Below are 18,991 nucleotides of genomic sequence, written 5' to 3'. Positions count from 1 at the left end.
GCGGGGCCACCGCCCGAAGGTGGTGGCCCCGCTGTCGTGTCACACGTGTCCCGGAGGGATCACGCGTCCTTGCTCAGGTTCGGACCCGTGCCACCGGCCGCCTGCTCGATCGGCGGGACGTCCGGCAGGGCCGCCTTCTCCTCGCCGCGGAAGGTGAAGGTCTTGGTCTCGCCCTCGCCCTCCGTGTCGACGACCACGATGTGACCGGGGCGCAGCTCGCCGAAGAGGATCTTCTCCGACAGCGAGTCCTCGATCTCGCGCTGGATGGTGCGGCGCAGCGGACGCGCACCCAGCACGGGGTCGTAGCCCTTCTTGGCCAGCAGCTCCTTGGCGGACTGGGAGAGCTCGATGCCCATGTCCCGGTCCTTCAGGCGCTCGTCGACCTTGCCGATCATCAGGTCGACGATCCGCAGGATGTCGCCCTGGGTCAGCTGCGGGAAGACGACCACGTCGTCGACGCGGTTGAGGAACTCGGGCCGGAAGTGCTGCTTGAGCTCGTCCGAGACCTTGTTCTTCATGCGCTCGTAGTTGGTCTTCGTGTCACCCGAGGCCGCGAAGCCCAGGTTGAAGCCCTTGGAGATGTCCCGGGTGCCGAGGTTGGTCGTCATGATGATGACCGTGTTCTTGAAGTCCACGACCCGGCCCTGGGAGTCGGTCAGGCGACCGTCCTCCAGGATCTGCAGCAGCGAGTTGAAGATGTCCGGGTGGGCCTTCTCGACCTCGTCGAAGAGGACGACCGAGAACGGCTTGCGGCGGACCTTCTCCGTCAGCTGGCCGCCCTCCTCGTAGCCCACGTATCCGGGGGGCGAACCGAAGAGGCGCGAGACCGTGTGCTTCTCGCTGAACTCCGACATGTCGAGGGAGATCAGCGCGTCCTCGTCACCGAAGAGGAACTCGGCGAGCGCCTTGGACAGCTCGGTCTTACCGACACCGGACGGGCCGGCGAAGATGAACGAGCCACCGGGACGCTTGGGGTCCTTCAGACCGGCACGCGTACGGCGGATCGCCTTCGACAGCGCCTTGACGGCGTCGTTCTGGCCGATGACCCGCTTGTGGAGCTCGTCCTCCATGCGGAGCAGGCGGCTGGACTCCTCCTCGGTCAGCTTGAAGACCGGGATGCCGGTGGCGGTCGCGAGGACCTCGGCGATCAGCTCGCCGTCGACCTCGGCGACGACGTCCATGTCGCCGGCCTTCCACTCCTTCTCCCGCTTGGCCTTGGCGGCGAGGAGCTGCTTCTCCTTGTCGCGCAGGGAGGCGGCCTTCTCGAAGTCCTGCGAGTCGATCGCGGACTCCTTGTCCCGGCGGACACCGGCGATCTTCTCGTCGAACTCGCGCAGGTCCGGCGGCGCGGTCATCCGGCGGATGCGCATCCGGGAACCGGCCTCGTCGATCAGGTCGATCGCCTTGTCCGGCAGGAAGCGGTCCGAGATGTACCGGTCGGCCAGGGTGGCGGCCTGGACCAGCGCCTCGTCGGTGATGGAGACGCGGTGGTGCGCCTCGTACCGGTCACGCAGACCCTTGAGGATCTCGATCGTGTGCGGCAGGGACGGCTCCGCGACCTGGATGGGCTGGAAGCGGCGCTCCAAGGCCGCGTCCTTCTCCAGGTGCTTGCGGTACTCGTCGAGCGTGGTGGCACCGATGGTCTGGAGCTCACCGCGGGCCAGCATCGGCTTCAGGATGGAAGCGGCGTCGATGGCGCCCTCGGCGGCACCCGCACCGACCAGCGTGTGCAGCTCGTCGATGAACAGGATGATGTCGCCGCGGGTGCGGATCTCCTTGAGGACCTTCTTCAGGCGCTCCTCGAAGTCACCGCGGTAGCGGGAGCCGGCGACCAGGGCGCCGAGGTCCAGGGTGTAGAGGTGCTTGTCCTTGAGGGTCTCGGGCACCTCGCCCTTGACGATGGCCTGGGCGAGGCCCTCGACGACGGCGGTCTTGCCGACGCCGGGCTCACCGATCAGCACCGGGTTGTTCTTGGTACGGCGGGACAGCACCTGCATGACCCGCTCGATCTCCTTCTCGCGCCCGATGACCGGGTCGAGCTTGGACTCACGAGCGGCCTGGGTGAGGTTCCGGCCGAACTGGTCGAGGACCAGGGACGTGGAGGGCGTGCCCTCGGCAGGACCGCCGGCGGTGGCGGTCTCCTTGCCCTGGTATCCGGAGAGCAGCTGGATGACCTGCTGCCGCACGCGGTTCAGATCTGCGCCCAGCTTCACGAGGACCTGGGCGGCCACGCCCTCGCCCTCGCGGATCAGGCCGAGCAGGATGTGCTCCGTGCCGATGTAGTTGTGGCCCAGCTGAAGGGCCTCGCGGAGCGACAGCTCCAGGACCTTCTTGGCTCGGGGGGTGAAGGGGATGTGCCCGGACGGGGCCTGCTGGCCCTGGCCGATGATCTCCTCCACCTGCTGGCGGACCGCCTCGAGCGAAATCCCGAGGCTCTCAAGGGCCTTGGCGGCGACACCTTCACCCTCGTGGATCAGACCCAGGAGGATGTGTTCAGTGCCGATGTAGTTGTGGTTGAGCATCCGGGCTTCTTCCTGAGCCAGGACGACAACCCGCCGCGCGCGGTCGGTGAACCTCTCGAACATCGTTAATCGCTCCTCAGAGCGGTCAGGCAGTGGGGGGAACTTCCCCTCCCTGTCCTTCCGCAGCTTAGTCCCGCAAGCGGGGACCGCTCATTCCAACTGCCGACACCGGACCGAGAACCAACACTGCCTCCTGACCCCGAACGCCGACATCTGCTCCAACCCGATGGTGCGAGACGATGTTCCCGCAGGCCAGGCAGATACCCCACTCGCCAGTACGCCGATGGCGAACGTGAGACGGCCTTTTCTGCGTGTCGCCCCCTCCCACTAGGGATGTCTTACCCGCGCGGACCGGAAGACCATGCCGAGTGCCCCCGTTCCCTCCGCTACGGGCGAACAACCTTGCGCCTCCCCGCACCCCCCGCGCGCCCCCATTTCGCCACACCGTGCGTTCGAGGCGCCACCCAGCGTAACCCGCACGCCCTTCCGGCTGTTGCGCTTGGCATGTTCGGCGCCCCTCAGCCCGTGATCGCATCCTCGGCCCCGCCCGTCCCGCTCCCCCGCCGGCCGCTCGACCCGGCCGGTGCGAGCGGTCAGGTCCGGCGGTGGTACGAGAACGAACTCCGGTGGCCGACGGTGCCCGGCGATCCGCTGCGGCTGGCCGTGGGGCCGCGCTACGACGTCCTGGACGTGCCGGCGGAGGCGGGTCACGCGGCGCTGCGGCGCTCGGTGCCGACCGGGCCCGTCGCCCTGCACGGCGACCGGATGCTGCTGCTGGTGGCCGCCGGCAGCGCGCAGGAGCTTCCCGGGCTGCTGGAGTGGCTCGACTGGGGGTGCCTGGCCCTGGATCTGGCGGCGATCGGCGCGGGCGGCGTCATGGACGCCCCGTCGCCCCCGGAGCCTCGGCGGGAGAGGGCGGCGCTGCCGGCGCGCGCGTCGCACGCCGCGGCGTCCCGCGAGGCGGGCGTTCCGCTCTCCGTGCCGTGCCCGGCCGGTTCCCAGGGGGCCGCCGTGTGGCTGCGGCCCCCCGAGCCGGGATGCGAGGTCGAGGCCTCGCTGCCGACGCTGTCGGCGCTGGGGGCAGATGGGAACGCCCCCGATCTCGTGCGGCTGGTGAACACGGTGGCGACCCAGTGCCACCGGCTCCGGCTGCGGCGCGCGTGCGCCCAGCCGCCGGCCTTGCGTGCGCAGGGTCGGTGAAGCCGCTGTTCAGCCGTTGGCCTTCTCGTAAGCCTCGCGGATGGTCGCGGGAACACGGCCGCGGTCGTTGACCTCGTAGCCGTTCTCCTTCGCCCAGGCGCGGATCGCCGCGGTGTCCTGGCTGCCGCCGCTCGCGGCGGCGCGCGCCTTTCCACGTCCGCCCGAAGCACGGCCTCCGGTACGACGACCGCCCTTCACGTAAGGCTCGAGAAGGCCGCGGAGCTTGTCCGCATTGGCGGTGGTGAGATCGATCTCGTACGTCTTGCCGTCCAGCGCGAACGTCACGGTCTCGTCCGCCTCGCCACCGTCGAGGTCGTCGACAAGAAGGACCTGAACCTTCTGTGCCACCGGATTTCCTTTCATCGATATCTTCAGGGCCGGGGTGTGCCGGCGTCCGCCGTATCGCCGTCCCCTGTTATATGCAGTACTGCAGTACGTCGGAAAGCAAACCGCTTTTGCCCGAAAAACACAAACCCCCGGCAGAGACCGGCAGCCCGGGCCCGGTCCGGAAACGTGCGCGTTTCGGACATAGGGCACCTGGGCAGGGTCGGCACGGCGGAATATGCCGGGACAAGCGTGCGCGTCTTGCGGGCGACTGGCGTCCGGCGATCACAGATGCAGAAGCATCCGGCTGTTGCCCAAGGTGTTCGGTTTCACTCGTTCGAGTCCGAGGAACTCCGCGACGCCCTCGTCATAGGAACGCAGCAGCTCCGCGTAGACATCCCGGTCGACGGGCGTCTCGCCGATCTCCACGAAGCCGTGCTTGGCGAAGAAGTCGACTTCGAAGGTCAGACAGAAAACGCGGCGAACACCGAGCCAGCGGGCGGTCTGAAGCAACTTCTCCAGCACCCGGTGTCCGACGCCCGCGCCCTTCAGTCCTGGCTTCACCGCCAGAGTGCGGACTTCCGCGAGGTCTTCCCACATCACGTGCAGCGCACCGCAGCCGACGACCTCGGCGTTGTCGTCCCGTTCCGCGACCCAGAACTCCTGGATGTCCTCGTAAAGCGTCACCATCGCTTTGTCGAGCAGGATGCCGCCGCGGACGTAGGCGTCGAGGAGACGGCGCACGGCCGGGACATCGCTGGTGCGGGCCCGCCGGACGGTGATGGCTTTTGCGGTGGGTTCGGGGCTCTTCGCGGACATGACGGGACGCTATCGCCCGTCGTGGTCCTGAGCGGAGGCGGGGTTCTGCGCAGGGTCTTGTGGGGGTTCCGCTCCTTCGGCCGGTTCCGCGGATTCCGACGGTTCGGTCGGTTCCTGCGTTTGAGGACCCTGGACGATGCGTACGGCATCACTGAGAGACCGCCGCTGTTCCTCGCTCATCATCCCGAAGAAGGCGACGAGAGCGGCGGCGGGGTTGTCGCTCTGCGACCAGGCGTCGTTCATCAGGGCAGCCGCGTAGGCGGCGCGGGTGGAGACCGCCTCATATCGATAGGCGCGGCCTTCCGCCTCGCGGCGCACCCAGCCCTTCTGATGGAGATTGTCCAAAACGGTCATCACGGTGGTGTACGCGATGGACCGCTCCTTCTGAAGATCTTCCAGGACTTCTCGAACGGTCACCGGGCGGTTCCACTTCCACACCCGCGACATGACCGCGTCTTCGAGTTCTCCCAATGGGCGAGGCACAGCTCAGAACAATAGTGGGAGATCCCGGTAATGGCGTGGCGGACGTGCGCTTCACCGGCGAACGGGAACAAAAAGGGCGTACGACTCGAAAGTACGAGCGCCGCGGGGGCGGGCTCGCCGAGTCGTACGCCCTCTCGGGGGTGGGGTCAGGCCTCGGCCTTCGGGGGCGCGGCGGCGGGGCCGGGGGCGCTCTCCGCGCGCGCGAGGGCGGCGTCGACGGCCGCGTCCTCCTTGGCCTTGTTGGCGCCGCCCTGTGTCTTCACGATCACCCGGATCACGCCGATGAAGAAGACGGCCATGACGACCGGGGGCAGGAGCGCGGAGACGTAGTCCATGGATCCAGGGTAGCCACGTCAGCCCGCGGCGAGCTGCTGGGGGTTCGCCGGGGGTGGCGGTGTCGGCTTGCGGCGCGGGAAGACCTCGCCCGGGGTGGGGATCGGACGGGACGGCTTCGGGGTGCCCGGGGCGGGCGCCGGGGGCGGGCCCGGGGCGGGCTTGGGGGCCACCGGCTTGCGGGCGGGTTTCTTCTCGGGCTGCTTGCCCGGGCCGTCCCCGGCGCCGACGGCGGCGCGGCGGCCTCCGGGCAGGGCCATGAGGCGGGTGCGGGTGCGGGAGCCGGGCACGACGGCCGCGGGGACGGCGGCGGCGACGGTGACGGACGGGACGGTGCAGCGGTCCAGGAGGGCCGCCGCGGCCGGGTTGCCGCGCAGGGCGCGCAGGGCCGCGAGGTCGTCGGGCAGGGGGCGGTAACCGGCGCCCAGCGCCTCCTCGAGGAGCGCGAGGTAACCGGCGGCGGTACCGGGGAGGGCGGCGCGGTAGCGGCCCAGGTCGGCCACGAGGAAGGCGCGCAGCCTGGCTCCCTCCCGCACGGCCTCGTCGAGTGACTCTGCGAGGCGGAGACAGTCCTGGACGTCGTCGGCCGAGGCGTGGGTGGGGTGGAGGGCGAGGGCGAGAGCGCGGCGGAGCACACGCAGCTCCTCCACGCCGAACGCCATGCCGCCGCGGGATCCGTATGGCGTGGGCATGTGGCGACGATACGCGCTAATCAGACAAATTCGACATAGGGGACGGGTGTGGCGCGGGGGACCACCCGTCCCGCCTAGGGCCCGCCGCAGTGTTCCGTTGCGCACGGCAGGCCCCGGGCCGGGTGTGCACCGCCCCCGGCGCAGGCTCACATGCGCGAGACGTTGCGCTCGTAGACCAGCCGCAGGCCGATCAGCGTCAGCCACGGCTCGTGCTCGTCGATCACCGACGACTCGCCCAGGACCATGGGCGCCAGGCCGCCCGTCGCGATGACCGTGACGTCGTCCGGGTCCTCCGCCAGCTCGCGGGCCATGCGGTTGACCACGCCGTCGACCTGGCCCGCGAAGCCGTAGATGACGCCCGACTGCATCGCCTCGACCGTGTTCTTGCCGATGACGCTGCGGGGCCGGGCCACCTCGATCTTGCGGAGCTGGGCGCCGCGGACGCCCAGGGCCTCCACGGAGATCTCGATGCCCGGCGAGATGACCCCGCCGACGTACTCGCCGCGCGCGCTGACCGCGTCGAACGTCGTCGCCGTGCCGAAGTCGACGACGATGGCGGGGCCGCCGTAGAGCTCGACCGCCGCGACCGCGTTGATGATCCGGTCGGCGCCGACCTCCTTGGGGTTGTCCATGAGGATCGGCACGCCCGTCTTGACGCCCGGTTCGACGAGGATGGCGGGCACGTCGCCGTAGTAGCGGCGCGTCACCTCGCGCAGCTCGTGCAGGACCGAGGGGACGGTCGCGCAGATGGCGATGCCGTCGATGCCGTCGCCCAGCTCGTCGCCGAGGAGCGGGTGCATGCCCATCAGGCCCTGGAGCAGGACCGCCAGTTCGTCGGCGGTGCGCCGGGCGTCGGTGGAGATGCGCCAGTGTTCGACGATCTCGTCGCCGTCGAACAGGCCGAGGACGGTGTGGGTGTTTCCTACGTCGATCGTCAGCAGCATGACCCGTACCGCCCCTACTCCGCCGGCCGCAGGTCCAGGCCGATGTCCAGGATCGGCGAGGAGTGGGTGAGGGCTCCGACGGCCAGGTAGTCGACACCCGTCTGCGCGTACGCCTTGGCGTTGTCGAGCGTGAGACGGCCCGACGCCTCCAGGGCGGCACGGCCCTGGACGATCGCGACGGCCTCCTCGCACTCGGCGGGCGTGAAGTTGTCCAGCAGGATCAGGTCGGCTCCCGCGTCCAGGACCTCGCGGAGCTGGTCCAGGGTGTCGACCTCGACCTCGATGGGGACCTCGGGGAAGCGCTCGCGGACCGCCTGGAAGGCCTGGGCGACACCGCCGGCCGCGACCACGTGGTTGTCCTTGACCAGGGCCGCGTCCGACAGCGACATGCGGTGGTTGACGCCGCCGCCGCATCGCACCGCGTACTTCTCCAGGCTGCGCAGGCCCGGAGTGGTCTTGCGGGTGTCGCGGACCCTGGCCTTGGTGGTCTCCAGGACGTCCGCCCACGCGCGCGTGGCCGTCGCGACGCCCGACAGGCGGCACAGGATGTTCAGCGCGCTGCGCTCGGCCGTGAGGAGGTCACGGGTGCGGGTGGTGACGGACAGGAGCTTCTGCCCGGCTTCCACGCGGTCGCCGTCCTCGGCGTGGCGCTCGATCTCGAGCTCCTCCTCGCACACCACCGAGATGACCGCCTCGGCGATGCGCAGACCGGCCACGGTGCCCGCCTCGCGGGCGGTGAAGTCGGCCGTGGCCACCGCGTCCTCGGGGATGGTCGCCACCGTGGTCACGTCCACGCCGTGGGCCAGGTCCTCCTGGAGCGCCACGTTGGCGATGTCCTCGACCTCGACCGGGTCGAGGCCGGCGTCGGCCAGGAGCTGGGCGAGTGCGGGGTCCAGGCCGCACTCCAGGTATGCCTCGTCGTCCGCGCCGCAGGCGCAGCCGTCTCCGCAGCCTCCCGAGGAGGCGAGGGGAAGGTCGGGGGTGCTCACGTCGGTCACTGCTCCTGGGGGGCCTGGGTGGGGAGGGTCGGGGGGAAGTCTGTGGTGTCCGTGGTGTGCACGGCCAGGGTGCGGTCCGGGTTCAGGGTCACGACGATGTGGCGGCGCCAGGCCGGGTCGTCGCGCTCGGGGCGGTCCTCGCGCCAGTGGCAGCCCCGGGTCTCCTCGCGCAGCAGGGCGGCGGCGACCAGGACGCGGGCCACGCACAGGAGGTTGGTGGCCTCCCAGGTGTCGACGCCGGCCTCGGCCGTGGCGCCGTTCTCGGCGAGGGCCTCCCGGGCGTCGGTGTGCAGGCGCTGGAGCTGGTCGGCGGCCTTGGCGAGGGACCCGGCCGAGCGCAGGACGCCCGCCCCGTCCGTCATGATCCGCTGGATCGTGAAGCGGGCCTGAGCGGTCTGCAGGGGGTGCTCGGGGATCTCGGGGTGCGAAACCGGCGCGGGCACGCGCGCGGGCAGGCCGTTCGCCGCGATGTCGGCCGCGATGCGCTCGGCGTAGACGAGACCTTCGAGCAGCGAGTTGGACGCCAGCCGGTTGGCGCCGTGCACCCCGGTGCAGGCGACCTCGCCGCACGCGTACAGGCCGGGGACGGTCGTCCGGCCGTGGGAGTCGGTGCGGACGCCGCCGGAGGCGTAGTGGGCGGCCGGGGCGACCGGGATGGGGCTGGTGACCGGGTCGATGCCGTGGGCGCGGCAGGCTTCGAGGATCGTCGGGAAGCGGCTCTCCCACATCTCGGCGCCGAAGTGCCGGGCGTCGAGGTACATGTGCTCGGCGTTCTGCTCCTGCATACGGCGCGTGATGCCCTTGGCGACGATGTCGCGGGGGGCGAGTTCGGCGAGTTCGTGTTGTCCGACCATGAAGCGCACGCCGTCGGCGTCGACCAGGTGGGCGCCCTCGCCGCGCACGGCCTCGGAGACCAGGGGCTGCTGGCCCTCGGCGTCGGGGCCCAGGAACAGCACGGTCGGGTGGAACTGGACGAACTCCAGGTCGCTGACCTCCGCACCCGCCCGCAGCGCGAGCGCCACGCCGTCGCCCGTCGACACCGACGGGTTGGTGGTCGCCGAGAAGACCTGGCCCATGCCGCCGGTGGCGAGGACCACCGCGGGGGCGTGGACGGCCCCGACGCCGTCGTGCCGGCCCTCCCCCATGACGTGCAGGCTCACGCCGGCCGTGTGGCCCTCGGCGTCGGTGAGGAGGTCCAGGACGAGCGCGTTCTCGACGGTGCGCATGCCCCGCGCGCGGACCGCCTCGACCAGGGCGCGGGAGATCTCGGCGCCGGTCGCGTCACCGCCCGCGTGCGCGATGCGGCGGCGGTGGTGGCCGCCCTCGCGGGTCAGTTCCAGCTCGCCCTCGGACTCGTCGAACCGGGCACCGGTCTCGATCAGGCGGCGTACCGCGCCGGGGCCCTCGGTGACCAGGAGCCGGACCGCGTCCGCGTCGCACAGGCCGGCGCCCGCGACGAGGGTGTCGTCGAGGTGCTGCTCGGGGGTGTCACCGTCGCCCAGGGCCGCGGCGATGCCGCCCTGGGCCCAGCGGGTGGAGCCGTCGTCGAGCCGGGCCTTGGTGACGACGACCGTCCGCAGGCCCGCGGCCTCGCAGCGCAGGGCGGCGGTCAGCCCGGCGACGCCGGAGCCGACGACGACCACGTCCGCGGCGATGGACCACCCGGGGGCGGGCGCGTGCAGTCGTATGCCTGTGGTGGTCACGAGGCGGCTCCGAAGCGTGTGAAGGTGAGGGGGACGTTGTCGATCAGCCGGGTCGTGCCGACCCGGGCGGCGACGGCGAGGACCGCTTCGCCGGTGAAGTCGTCCGCGATCTCGGTGAAGTCGGAGGGGTCGACCAGGGCGAGGTAGTCCAGGGCGAGCGGCGGATCGAGGCGGGCGGCCTCGTCGAGGACCTGGCGGGCGGCGGCACGCACGGCCGCGGGGCCGCCCGGGACGGCCGTCGCCACGGCGTGCGCGTCGGCCGCCGCGCGGGACTCCCCTATGGCGCTGAGCGCTTCGGCACGCGCGCGCGTGGCCGGCACTTCACGGGCCCGGGCGCGCAGCGCCTCCTGTGCGGCATGCCGGTCACGGCCCGCGAACAGGGCCCCGGACAGGGCGAGGGCGGTGCGCCGCTCGGCGGCCGAGAGGTAGCGGTTGCGGCTGGACAGGGCCAGGCCGTCCTCCTCGCGGACGGTGGGCACGCCGACGATCTCCACGCCGAAGTTCAGGTCCCGCACCATGCGGCGGATCAGGGCGAGCTGCTGGGCGTCCTTCTGCCCGTACAGGGCGACGTCGGGGCGCGTGAGGTGCAGCAGCTTGGCGACGACGGTGAGCATGCCGTCGAAGTGGCCGGGGCGGGAGGCGCCCTCCAGGCGCTCGCCCATGGGGCCCGCGGTGATCCGGACCTGGGGCTCGCCGCCGGGGTAGACCTCGTCCACCGCGGGGGCGAACACGACGTCGGCGCCCGCCTGCCCGGCGAGCTCGATGTCGGCGTCCAGGGTGCGCGGGTAGCGGTCGAGGTCCTCGCCCGCGCCGAACTGAAGCGGGTTGACGAAGACGGTGACGACGACCTCGCCGTCCGGCCCGGCCAGCTCGCGCGCGGTGCGCACCAGCGTGGCGTGGCCCTCGTGCAGGGCGCCCATGGTCATCACCACGGCACGGCGGCCCGTACGCGCGCGTGCGTGCAGGTCCCCGGCGGTGCGCAGCAGGGCGGTGGTCATCGGGCGTCCCCTTCGGTGCCGTCGGCGAGTACCCCGAGGAGGTCCTCGGCGAGTTCCGGCTTCAGCAGGCCCTGGGCGAGGGCCCGGTCGGCGGTCGCCCGGGCCATCGCCAGATAGCCGGCGACGGTCTGCGGGGCGTGCCGGCGCAGCTCGGTGACGTGCGCCGCGACGGTGCCCGCGTCCCCGCGCGCGACCGGGCCGGTCAGGGCCGCGTCGCCGGAGCGCAGGGCGTTGTCCAGGGCCGCGCCGAGCAGCGGGCCGAGCATCCGGTCGGGGGCCGAGACGCCGGCCGCGGCCAGCAGCTCCATGGACTGGGCGACCAGGGTGACCAGGTGGTTCGCGCCGAGGGCGAGGGCCGCGTGGTAGAGCGGGCGGTTCTCCTCGGCGATCCACTCCGGCTCGCCGCCCATCTCGATGACCAGGGCCTCGGCGGCCAGGCGCAGCTCCTCGGGGGCGGTGACGCCGAAGGAGCAGCCGGCCAGCCGCTGGACGTCCACGGGGGTGCCTGTGAAGGTCATCGCGGGGTGCAGCGCGAGCGGCAGGGCACCGGCGCGCAGGGCCGGGTCCAGGACCCGCGCCCCGTACCGCCCGGAGGTGTGGACGAGGAGCTGCCCGGGCCGGACGGACCCGGTGTCGGCGAGGCCGCTGACCAGCTCGGGCAGGGCGTCGTCGGGGACCGTGAGCAGCACCAGGTCGGCCCGCTGGAGGACGTCGGCGGGCGGCATCACCGGTACGTCCGGCAGCAGCAGCCCGGCGCGGCGCCGGGAGGCCTCCGAGACCGCGGAGACGGCGACCGGGCGGTGCCCGGCGAGCTGGAGGGACGCCGCCAGCGCGGGGCCCACCCGGCCGGCGCCGACCACGCCTACGGTGAGCCGCGCGGGGCGGTCCCTGGGATCCGGCTGTGGGGTTGTGTTCACTCGACGGCGGCCTTCCCGTTCCAGTCCGCTCCGGGTACCGGACGATTTCTCGTCATGTTAACGCGATCGGTTCGGGGGGCGTCCGGTCGTCCACAGGCTGTGCACGCGCGTGCGGCACGCCCGGCACGGCGTACGGAAAAGTCGGGTGCCCGGCGCCGTGCGCGCGGGAGAGGATCCCGGGCATGACCGATACGGCGGAGCACGACGATCAGGCGGCGGACGAGGACCGGGGCGCGGGGCTGCGGGAGAGACGGCTGGCCGCGCATCGCACCGCACGGCGCGTGTTCGCGCGCTTCGGCTTCCACCGGACCCTCAGGGAACGCCTGGCCCTGCTGGAGGAGGCGGGCGGCGTGCACGACCTGGACGAGCTGTCCGACGTGTACGGCGACGGCGTCGTCGAGGAGCTGGAGAGGAAGGTGGCCGGCCTGCTGGGCACCGAGGCCGCCGCGTTCTTCCCGACGGGCACGATGGCCCAGCAGGTGGGCCTGCGCTGCTGGGCGGAGCGCACCGGGAACCGGACGGTCGCCCTGCACGCGCTCAGCCATCCCGAGGTGCACGAGCGGAACGCGTTCAGCGAGGTCGGCGGGCTGCGCCCGGTGCGCCTGACGAGCGAGCCGCGGCTGCCGACCGCCGCCGAGGTCCGCGACTTCGAGGAGCCCTTCGGGGCGCTGATGCTGGAACTGCCCCTCAGGGACGCCGGTTACCTGCTGCCCACCTGGGAGGAGCTCACCGCGGTCGTCGAGGCCGCCCGGGAACGGGACGCGGTGGTGCACTTCGACGGGGCCCGCCTGTGGGAGTCCACCGTCCACTTCGGCCGCCCCCTGGAGGAGATCGCGGGCCTGGCCGACAGCGTCTACGTGTCGTTCTACAAGTCCCTGGAGGCGTACGGCGGCGCGGCGCTCGCCGGCCCCGAGGAGCTCGTCGGCCAGGCCAGGACCTGGCGGCACCGGTACGGCGGGATGGCCTTCCAGCAGTTCCCGACGGTGCTGTCGGCGCTGGTCGGGCTGGAGCGGCAACTGCCCAGGCTGCCGGAGTACGTGGCCCACGCGCGCGTGGTGGCCACCGCCCTGCGCGAGGGGTTCGCGGCGGCCGGGGTGCCGTGGGCGCGTGTGCACCCGGAGGTGCCGCACACCCACGACTTCCGGGTCTGGCTGCCCCACGAGCCGGAGGTGCTCGGGGAGGCGGCGGTCCGCACGGCCGAGGAGACGGGGGACGTCCTGTTCGGCAGCGCCTGGCAACGGGGCGGCCCCGGGCTGGCCTTCACGGACGTGCATGTGCGGGCCGAGGCGCTGGAGTGGAGCGCCGAGGACGTGAAGGCGGCCGTGGCGGAGTTCGTGGCCCGGCTGCCGGAGCGGGTCAGACAGGGCGCCGCCGCCACCGCCTGAGGGCGTCCTGGAACCGGTGCCGGGCCGGGCGGCCCGCGAGGACCGCGCGGAACCGCCGTGCCTCGCGCCACTCCCGTACGACCTGCCGGTCGTGGGCGCCGGGCGCGGGCGGGGCGGGCTCGCCGAGGGTCCGGGCGCGGTAGGTGTCGAGGAGGTGCTGCTGCGTGATGCTCATGGTGGTTCGCCTTCGCGCGACGGGGTGGTGGAGGTCCGAAGGCTCCGCGGTGGCCCCGGTGATCCCACCGTGCGCCCGCGCCGGGGGTGGCGTCGCGCCGATTGACGGGGTCCGTCAATCGGCGGGGGCGTTGTCGGTGGCCGGGTGCACCATGAGGTCATGAGCGTGCACATCGACATCGCGGGTCTGCGGCCGGAGGAGATCGCCGTCGTGCCCTCCCCCCTGGCCGAGCTCGGCATGGCGCTGCACGCGCTGTCCGAGCCGGCGCACCACCCGGGCCTCCAGGGCTGGGTGACGGGCGTGACGGCACGGCTCGACTCGCATCTGGCCGACCGGATGTGCGAGGCGGACTTCCTGTGGCGGACCACGTTCTCGGACCTGTTCCTGCCCTGGGCGGGCCTGCCGGACCGGCGCTCCCTCCCGGGCGCGTCCCTCGCCGAGGAACTGGACCAGCTCGACAAGCTGTCGGACGAGCAGTTCGTGGACGCGGCACTGGAGTTCACCTGCGGCCTCGGCTACGGCGAGTGCGCGCCGACCCCGTTGTCCGACCCGGCGACGCGCCGCCGGGCGCTGGACCTCGCCGCCGCGCGCGGGCCGCGGCAGCTGCGGTTCGGTGAGCGGCTGCTGGCCGATCCGCCCAGGATCCGGGCCTGGATGCGGCAGTTCCTGCGGGACTGCGACGAGGCGTTCTTCGCGGAGGCCTGGCAGCGGCTGCGCCACCAGCTCGCGGCGGACGCCCGGCACAAGACGGACCTGCTGCGGCGCAAGGGCCTGGCCGAGGCGCTGGGCGCGGTGTCCCCGGCGGTCACGCTCGACGAGGAGGCCGCGCGGATCACCGTCGACAAGCTGGGCGAGGGCCGTACGGCCACCCGCGACGGCGGCCTGCTGCTGGTCCCGACCAGCCTGGGCTGGCCGCACCTGATGGTCCTGCACCGGCACGGCTGGCAGCCGGTGCTGCACTACCCGGTCGGCTCCCCGGAGCTCACCGCGCCGCAGACGCTCGAACAGCTGGCCATGCGGATGACCGCGCTGTCCCACCCGGTCCGTATGCGCATGTGCCGGCACCTGGCCCGCAGCGCGCACACCACCAGCGAGCTGGCGCAGGTGCACGGCATGAGCGCCCCGGAGATATCCCGGCACCTGGCCGTGCTGAAGAAGGCGGGCCTGATCACCACCCGCCGCCGCGGCCGCTACGTCCTGCACCAGCTGGACGTGACGGTGGTGGCGCGGCTCGGCAGCGAGTTCCTGGAAGGGATCCTCAGGTAGCCGCCCGGCGCACCGGTCAGCCGTGCCCGCCGGCCCGCACCAGCCCCGTCTCGTAGGCCAGCACGACGACCTGCACCCGGTCCCTGAGCCCGAGCTTGGTCAGGATGCGCCCGACGTGCGTCTTGACGGTGGCCTCCGACAGCACCAGCCGCGCCGCGATCTCGCCGTTGGACAGGCCGTGCGCGACCAGGACCATGACCTCGCGCTCGCGTTCGGTGAGCCGCTCCAGCTCCTTGTGCTGGGGCTGCTTGGTGCCCGGCAGCATCGGCGCGAAGCGGTCCAGGAGCCGCCGGGTGGTGGAGGGCGCGACGACCGCGTCACCGCTGTGCACGGCCCGGATCGCTGCCAGCAGATCGGCCGGCGGCACGTCCTTGAGCATGAAGCCGGAGGCACCCGCCTTCAGCCCGGAGAAGGCGTACTCGTCGAGGTCGAAGGTGGTCAGGATGAGCACCTTCGGCGGGTCGGTGTCCGCACAGATCCGGCGGGTCGTCTCCACCCCGTCGAGCTTCGGCATGCGGACGTCCATGAGCACCACGTCGACCTCGGTCCTGCGCAGTTCCGCGAGGGCCTCGACCCCGTCGCCCGCCTCCGCGACGACCTCCATGTCCGGCTGGGCGGCGAGCACCATCCGGAACCCGGTGCGCAGCAGCACCTGGTCGTCGACGAGCATCACGCGGATCGTCATCGGGCCTCTTCCATAGGGGGTCGTGACAGGTGTCAGTGGGGCGTGCGCGGGGCTCAGTGCGCTGGTTTGAGCGGCAGCAGGGCGCTGATGCGGAATCCTCCGCCCGGGCGCGGACCGGCGTCCAGGGTGCCGCCGACCATACCGACCCGCTCGCGCATGCCGATGAGGCCGTGGCCCTGACCGTCGAACCCGCCCTCCTCGTACAGCTCGTGCGGGGCGCCCTTGCCGTCGTCCTCGACGAGCAGGCCGAGGCCGTCGTCGAAGTAGACCAGGCGCACGCTGGCGCCCGCGTTGGCACCGCCGTGCTTGCGGGTGTTGGTGAGCGCCTCCTGCACGATGCGGTAGGCGGTGAGCTCGACGCCGCTGGGCAGCGGGCGGGGCGTGCCCTCGACCTTGAAGTCGACGGGCAGTCCGGAACCGCGGCACTGCTCGACGAGGTCCTCGATCTGGCGCACATCGGGCTGCGGCACGTACTCGCCGGCCTCCTGGTGCTCGCCGGTGCGCAGCACGCCGAGCAGGCGGCGCATCTCGGCGAGGGCCTGGCGGCCGGTGGAGGAGATGGTCTCCAGGGCCTTCTTCGCCTGGTCGGGCGCGGCGTCGAGGACGTAGGCGGCGCCGTCGGCCTGGACCACCATCACCGAGACGTTGTGCGCGACGACGTCGTGCAGTTCGCGGGCGATCCGGGCGCGTTCGGCGGCGACGGCGACCTTGGACTGGGCCTCGCGCTCCTTCTCCAGGCGGGCGGCCCGCTCCTCCAGCTGCGCGAAGTAGGCGCGGCGGGTGCGGATGGAGTCGCCGAGCACCCAGGCCAGGGCGAAGGGCACGGTCTGCAGGACCGCCAGGGCGATGTCCCCGGCCACCCCCGTCTGCTCGTTCGACCAGCGCAGCTGGGCCAGGGGGGCCGCGCACAGGCCGGCGATCAGCGCGAAGCGTGAGGCCCAGCGGGCGCCTTCCGCCGCGACGGTGTAGACGACCACCAGCATGGCGAAGTCGGCGGGCAGGATCGCGACGTCGGTGACCAGCTGCGCGACGCCGACCGCCGCCGCGAGCAGCAGCATCTTCTCCGGCATACGGCGGCGCAGCGCCACCACGAGGCACAGCAGCAGCGTGATGGGGACGACGGTGGCCCAGGGGCCGAACTGCTCGCCCGCCGCCCCGCCCACAACCGAAATCCCGAGGAGGGCCACGGCCCAGAAGCCGTCGACCCATGTCGGGTGCCTGCGGAGGAAGTCATAGAGGCGCTGCACGTAACCCAGCGTAGGGATACGGGATAGGTGCAGGGGTCAACCGGAGGGCCGATCCGCATCGGGTGCGCCTACTCCCCAAGGTGGAGTTGCGTTCGTTGTGTCCGCTTAACCTGGCCCGGTGACGGCAGGCAAGAGCAACGAGGGGCGTGAGGGGCGCGGGTGGCGTGCGGCGGCGCAACACGCCCTGTACGCGCCGGGGGGCTTCTACCGGCGCGCGGAAGGGCCCGCCGGGCATTTCCGGACATCCGTACACGCGTCGCCGCTGTTCGCCGGAGCCGTGGCGCGGTTGCTGTGCCGGGTCGACGAGGCGCTGGGGCGGCCGCCGGTCCTGGACTTCGTCGACATGGCCGCCGGACGCGGCGAGCTGGCCGGCGGGGTGCTCGCCGCCCTCCCCGCCGACGTGGCGGCCCGCACGCGCGCGTACGCCGTCGAGATCGCCGAGCGTCCCGCCGGGCTCGATCACCGGATCGAGTGGCTGGCCGCGCCCCCCGAGGGGACGACGGGGCTGCTGTTCGCCAACGAGTGGCTGGACAACGTGCCCGTGGAGGTCGCGGAGGTGGACGCCGCGGGCGTCGCGAGGCTGGTGCTGGTGCGCGAGGACGGGACCGAGCGGCTCGGGGAGCCGGTGGCCGGGGCGGCGGCGCGGTGGCTGGAGCGGTGGTGGCCGCTGCCCGGCGAGGAGGGGCTGCGGGCCGAGATCGGTCTGCCCCGGGACGAGGCCTGGGCCCGGGCGGTGGGGACGCTGCGCCGGGGACTCGCCGTCGCCGTGGACTACGCGCACACGGCGGCCACCCGGCCGCCCTTCGGGACGCTCACCGGCTTCCGCGAGGGCCGCGAGACCACACCGGTGCCGGACGGTTCCTGCGACCTCACCGCCCATGTCGCCCTGGACGCGTGCGCGCTGCCCGGCGGACGCGTCCTGTCCCAGCGCGAGGCGCTGTACGCCCTGGGCGTGCACGGCGCACGCCCCCCGCTCACACTGGCCTCCACCGACCCCGCCGCCTATGTGCGCGCCCTCGCGAGCGCCGGAGAGGCCGCCGAACTCACCGCCGGGGCCGGCCTCGGCGACTTCGGCTGGCTGGTGCAGCCGGTCGGCGTCCCGGACCCCTTCCGGCCGTGAGCCCCTACTTGTCGATGTCCCCGACCACGAAGAACATCGACCCGAGGATCGCCACCATGTCCGCCACCAGCGTCCCCGGCAGCAGCTCCGTCAGCGCCTGGATGTTGTTGTACGACGCCGAGCGCAGCTTCAGCCGGTACGGGGTCTTCTCGCCCTTGCTGACCAGGTAGTAGCCGTTGATGCCGAGAGGGTTCTCGGTCCAGGCGTAGGTGTGGCCCTCGGGTGCCTTCAGGACCTTGGGGAGCCGCTGGTTGACCGGCCCGGGCGGCAGCTCGGCGAGCCGGTCGAGGCAGGCGTCGGCCAGGTCGAGCGCGTTGTGCGTCTGCTCCAGGAGGCACTCGAAGCGGGCGAGGCAGTCGCCCTCCTGCCGGGTGACCACCTTCAGGGTGTCCTGGAGGTCGCCGTAGGCGAGGTAGGGCTCGTCCCGGCGCAGGTCGAAGTCGACGCCCGAGGCGCGCCCGATCGGCCCGCTCACCCCGTAGGCGTGCACGGCCTCGGCGGTGAGGACGCCCACGCCCCGGGTGCGGCCGCGGAAGATCTCGTTGCCGAGCACCAGGTCGTCGAAACGGTCCATGCGGGACCGCACGTCGGCGACGGCGCCGCGCGCGCGTGTGGTCCACCCGGCCGGCAGGTCCTCCTTGAGGCCGCCCACCCGGTTGAACATGTAGTGCATCCGCCCGCCGGAGACCTCCTCCATGACGTGCTGGAGCTCCTCGCGCTCCCGGAAGGCGTAGAAGATCGGGGTGATGCCGCCCAGCTCCAGCGGGTACGAGCCGAGGAACATCAGGTGGTTGAGCACCCGGTTCAGCTCGGCGAGCAGCGTGCGCAGCCAGACCGCGCGCTCGGGCACCTCCATGCCGAGCATCCGCTCCACGGCGAGGACCACGCCCAGCTCGTTGGAGAACGCCGACAGCCAGTCGTGGCGGTTGGCGAGCATGATGATCTGGCGGTAGTCGCGCGCCTCGAACAGCTTCTCCGCGCCGCGGTGCATATAGCCGATCACCGGCTCCGCGTGCCTGATGCGCTCGCCGTCCAGAACGAGCTTCAGCCGCAGCACGCCATGGGTGGACGGGTGCTGCGGACCGATGTTGAGCACCATGTCGGTGCTCTCCGCCGCGCCGCCGATTCCGACCATGGTCTCCGTCGTAGGAGTCATGGACACAGTCTCTCCTACGTACGC

General features: G+C 72.4%; 19 protein-coding genes. 4 read left to right on the top strand and 15 right to left on the bottom strand.

Features of this window, described 5'->3' with window-relative positions; all coding sequences use genetic code 11:
• Positions 1 to 59: 59 nt before the first annotated feature.
• The gene (locus AB0I06_RS06760; RefSeq protein ID WP_363117640.1) at positions 60 to 2,585 is read right to left on the bottom strand and encodes an ATP-dependent Clp protease ATP-binding subunit; all 2,526 of its coding nucleotides are present in this window, start codon (positions 2,583 to 2,585) and stop codon (positions 60 to 62) included.
• A gap of 441 nt (positions 2,586 to 3,026) precedes the next feature.
• Here AB0I06_RS06760 and AB0I06_RS06755 point away from each other — a divergent pair, with 441 nt between their 5' ends.
• Entirely contained in the window at positions 3,027 to 3,722 is a 696-nt protein-coding gene (locus tag AB0I06_RS06755) for an SCO3374 family protein (protein WP_363117639.1), read from the top strand.
• A gap of 9 nt (positions 3,723 to 3,731) precedes the next feature.
• Here the strand turns inward: AB0I06_RS06755 and AB0I06_RS06750 are convergent, their stop codons facing one another.
• The 10 genes from AB0I06_RS06750 to AB0I06_RS06705 form a co-directional block, all read right to left on the bottom strand.
• Positions 3,732 to 4,070 (bottom strand): Lsr2 family protein, encoded by a 339-nt coding sequence (locus AB0I06_RS06750; RefSeq protein ID WP_363117638.1) that lies wholly within the window; start codon positions 4,068 to 4,070, stop codon positions 3,732 to 3,734.
• Positions 4,071 to 4,331: 261 nt separating this feature from the next.
• Entirely contained in the window at positions 4,332 to 4,865 is a 534-nt protein-coding gene (locus AB0I06_RS06745) for an amino-acid N-acetyltransferase (protein ID WP_363117637.1), read from the bottom strand.
• Positions 4,866 to 4,874: 9 nt separating this feature from the next.
• The gene (locus AB0I06_RS06740; RefSeq protein ID WP_363117636.1) at positions 4,875 to 5,336 is read right to left on the bottom strand and encodes a BlaI/MecI/CopY family transcriptional regulator; all 462 of its coding nucleotides are present in this window, start codon (positions 5,334 to 5,336) and stop codon (positions 4,875 to 4,877) included.
• 158 nt (positions 5,337 to 5,494) lie between these two features.
• On the bottom strand, positions 5,495 to 5,683 hold the full coding sequence (locus AB0I06_RS06735) for a hypothetical protein (protein ID WP_363117635.1): 189 nt from the start codon (positions 5,681 to 5,683) through the stop codon (positions 5,495 to 5,497).
• A gap of 18 nt (positions 5,684 to 5,701) precedes the next feature.
• On the bottom strand, positions 5,702 to 6,343 hold the full coding sequence (locus tag AB0I06_RS06730; protein WP_363117703.1) for a hypothetical protein: 642 nt from the start codon (positions 6,341 to 6,343) through the stop codon (positions 5,702 to 5,704).
• A gap of 176 nt (positions 6,344 to 6,519) precedes the next feature.
• The gene (locus AB0I06_RS06725) at positions 6,520 to 7,317 is read right to left on the bottom strand and encodes a type III pantothenate kinase (RefSeq protein WP_361113391.1); all 798 of its coding nucleotides are present in this window, start codon (positions 7,315 to 7,317) and stop codon (positions 6,520 to 6,522) included.
• A 14-nt stretch (positions 7,318 to 7,331) separates the two neighbouring features.
• Entirely contained in the window at positions 7,332 to 8,306 is a 975-nt protein-coding gene (gene nadC, locus AB0I06_RS06720) for a carboxylating nicotinate-nucleotide diphosphorylase (protein ID WP_363117634.1), read from the bottom strand.
• A gap of 5 nt (positions 8,307 to 8,311) precedes the next feature.
• Positions 8,312 to 10,018 (bottom strand): L-aspartate oxidase, encoded by a 1,707-nt coding sequence (locus AB0I06_RS06715; RefSeq protein WP_363117633.1) that lies wholly within the window; start codon positions 10,016 to 10,018, stop codon positions 8,312 to 8,314.
• Positions 10,015 to 11,016 carry a pantoate--beta-alanine ligase gene (gene panC, locus AB0I06_RS06710; RefSeq protein WP_363117632.1) on the bottom strand — a complete coding sequence of 334 codons (1,002 nt, stop codon included), beginning with the start codon at positions 11,014 to 11,016 and terminating at the stop codon, positions 10,015 to 10,017. Before panC ends, AB0I06_RS06715 begins: the two co-directional genes overlap by 4 nt.
• Positions 11,013 to 11,933, bottom strand: coding sequence for a DUF2520 domain-containing protein (locus AB0I06_RS06705; protein WP_363117631.1), 921 nt, complete (start codon positions 11,931 to 11,933; stop codon positions 11,013 to 11,015). The genes panC and AB0I06_RS06705 overlap by 4 nt, the downstream gene beginning before the upstream one ends.
• A 182-nt stretch (positions 11,934 to 12,115) precedes the next feature.
• Here AB0I06_RS06705 and AB0I06_RS06700 point away from each other — a divergent pair, with 182 nt between their 5' ends.
• Positions 12,116 to 13,318 carry a beta-eliminating lyase-related protein gene (locus AB0I06_RS06700; protein WP_363117629.1) on the top strand — a complete coding sequence of 401 codons (1,203 nt, stop codon included), beginning with the start codon at positions 12,116 to 12,118 and terminating at the stop codon, positions 13,316 to 13,318.
• Here the strand turns inward: AB0I06_RS06700 and AB0I06_RS06695 are convergent.
• Complete coding sequence (locus AB0I06_RS06695) at positions 13,290 to 13,493, bottom strand: hypothetical protein (protein WP_363117628.1); 204 nt, start codon at positions 13,491 to 13,493, stop codon at positions 13,290 to 13,292. The two genes, AB0I06_RS06700 and AB0I06_RS06695, sit on opposite strands and share 29 nt — an antisense overlap.
• Positions 13,494 to 13,652: 159 nt before the next feature.
• Here AB0I06_RS06695 and AB0I06_RS06690 point away from each other — a divergent pair, with 159 nt between their 5' ends.
• Positions 13,653 to 14,759 (top strand): DUF5937 family protein, encoded by a 1,107-nt coding sequence (locus tag AB0I06_RS06690; protein WP_363117627.1) that lies wholly within the window; start codon positions 13,653 to 13,655, stop codon positions 14,757 to 14,759.
• A 16-nt stretch (positions 14,760 to 14,775) separates the two neighbouring features.
• On the opposite strand, the gene AB0I06_RS06685 is transcribed toward AB0I06_RS06690, so the two are convergent.
• Together AB0I06_RS06685 and AB0I06_RS06680 are read right to left on the bottom strand one after the other, a co-directional pair.
• Positions 14,776 to 15,444 carry a response regulator transcription factor gene (locus AB0I06_RS06685; RefSeq protein ID WP_363117626.1) on the bottom strand — a complete coding sequence of 223 codons (669 nt, stop codon included), beginning with the start codon at positions 15,442 to 15,444 and terminating at the stop codon, positions 14,776 to 14,778.
• A gap of 53 nt (positions 15,445 to 15,497) precedes the next feature.
• A complete protein-coding gene (locus tag AB0I06_RS06680; protein WP_363117625.1) occupies positions 15,498 to 16,691 on the bottom strand; it encodes a sensor histidine kinase in 1,194 nt (397 codons plus the stop codon).
• Positions 16,692 to 16,809: 118 nt separating this feature from the next.
• Here AB0I06_RS06680 and AB0I06_RS06675 point away from each other — a divergent pair, with 118 nt between their 5' ends.
• Positions 16,810 to 17,811, top strand: a complete 1,002-nt coding sequence (locus tag AB0I06_RS06675) for an SAM-dependent methyltransferase (RefSeq protein ID WP_363117624.1) — start codon at positions 16,810 to 16,812, stop codon at positions 17,809 to 17,811.
• Between the two features lie 4 nt (positions 17,812 to 17,815).
• On the opposite strand, the gene AB0I06_RS06670 is transcribed toward AB0I06_RS06675, so the two are convergent.
• The gene (locus tag AB0I06_RS06670) at positions 17,816 to 18,967 is read right to left on the bottom strand and encodes an NADH-quinone oxidoreductase subunit D (RefSeq protein WP_363117623.1); all 1,152 of its coding nucleotides are present in this window, start codon (positions 18,965 to 18,967) and stop codon (positions 17,816 to 17,818) included.
• Between the last annotated feature and the right edge of the window lie 24 nt (positions 18,968 to 18,991).

Origin of the sequence: Streptomyces sp. NPDC050674, assembly GCF_040654575.1 — a bacterium.
Lineage (GTDB): Bacteria > Actinomycetota > Actinomycetes > Streptomycetales > Streptomycetaceae > Streptomyces.
This window is presented reverse-complemented; position numbering and strand designations above follow the sequence as displayed.

What these genes read in the sequence shown, in the direction of transcription:
- AB0I06_RS06760 (WP_363117640.1), bottom strand. Translation starts at nt 2,585, where the DNA reads ATGTTCGAGAGGTTCACCGACCGCGCGCGGCGGGTTGTCGTCCTGGCT.
- AB0I06_RS06755 (WP_363117639.1), top strand. Translation starts at nt 3,027, where the DNA reads ATGTTCGGCGCCCCTCAGCCCGTGATCGCATCCTCGGCCCCGCCCGTC.
- AB0I06_RS06745 (WP_363117637.1), bottom strand. Translation starts at nt 4,865, where the DNA reads ATGTCCGCGAAGAGCCCCGAACCCACCGCAAAAGCCATCACCGTCCGG.
- AB0I06_RS06735 (WP_363117635.1), bottom strand. Translation starts at nt 5,683, where the DNA reads ATGGACTACGTCTCCGCGCTCCTGCCCCCGGTCGTCATGGCCGTCTTC.
- AB0I06_RS06730 (WP_363117703.1), bottom strand. Translation starts at nt 6,343, where the DNA reads ATGGCGTTCGGCGTGGAGGAGCTGCGTGTGCTCCGCCGCGCTCTCGCC.
- AB0I06_RS06725 (WP_361113391.1), bottom strand. Translation starts at nt 7,317, where the DNA reads ATGCTGCTGACGATCGACGTAGGAAACACCCACACCGTCCTCGGCCTG.
- panC (WP_363117632.1), bottom strand. Translation starts at nt 11,016, where the DNA reads ATGACCACCGCCCTGCTGCGCACCGCCGGGGACCTGCACGCACGCGCG.
- AB0I06_RS06700 (WP_363117629.1), top strand. Translation starts at nt 12,116, where the DNA reads ATGACCGATACGGCGGAGCACGACGATCAGGCGGCGGACGAGGACCGG.
- AB0I06_RS06695 (WP_363117628.1), bottom strand. Translation starts at nt 13,493, where the DNA reads ATGAGCATCACGCAGCAGCACCTCCTCGACACCTACCGCGCCCGGACC.
- AB0I06_RS06690 (WP_363117627.1), top strand. Translation starts at nt 13,653, where the DNA reads ATGAGCGTGCACATCGACATCGCGGGTCTGCGGCCGGAGGAGATCGCC.
- AB0I06_RS06685 (WP_363117626.1), bottom strand. Translation starts at nt 15,444, where the DNA reads ATGACGATCCGCGTGATGCTCGTCGACGACCAGGTGCTGCTGCGCACC.
- AB0I06_RS06670 (WP_363117623.1), bottom strand. Translation starts at nt 18,967, where the DNA reads ATGACTCCTACGACGGAGACCATGGTCGGAATCGGCGGCGCGGCGGAG.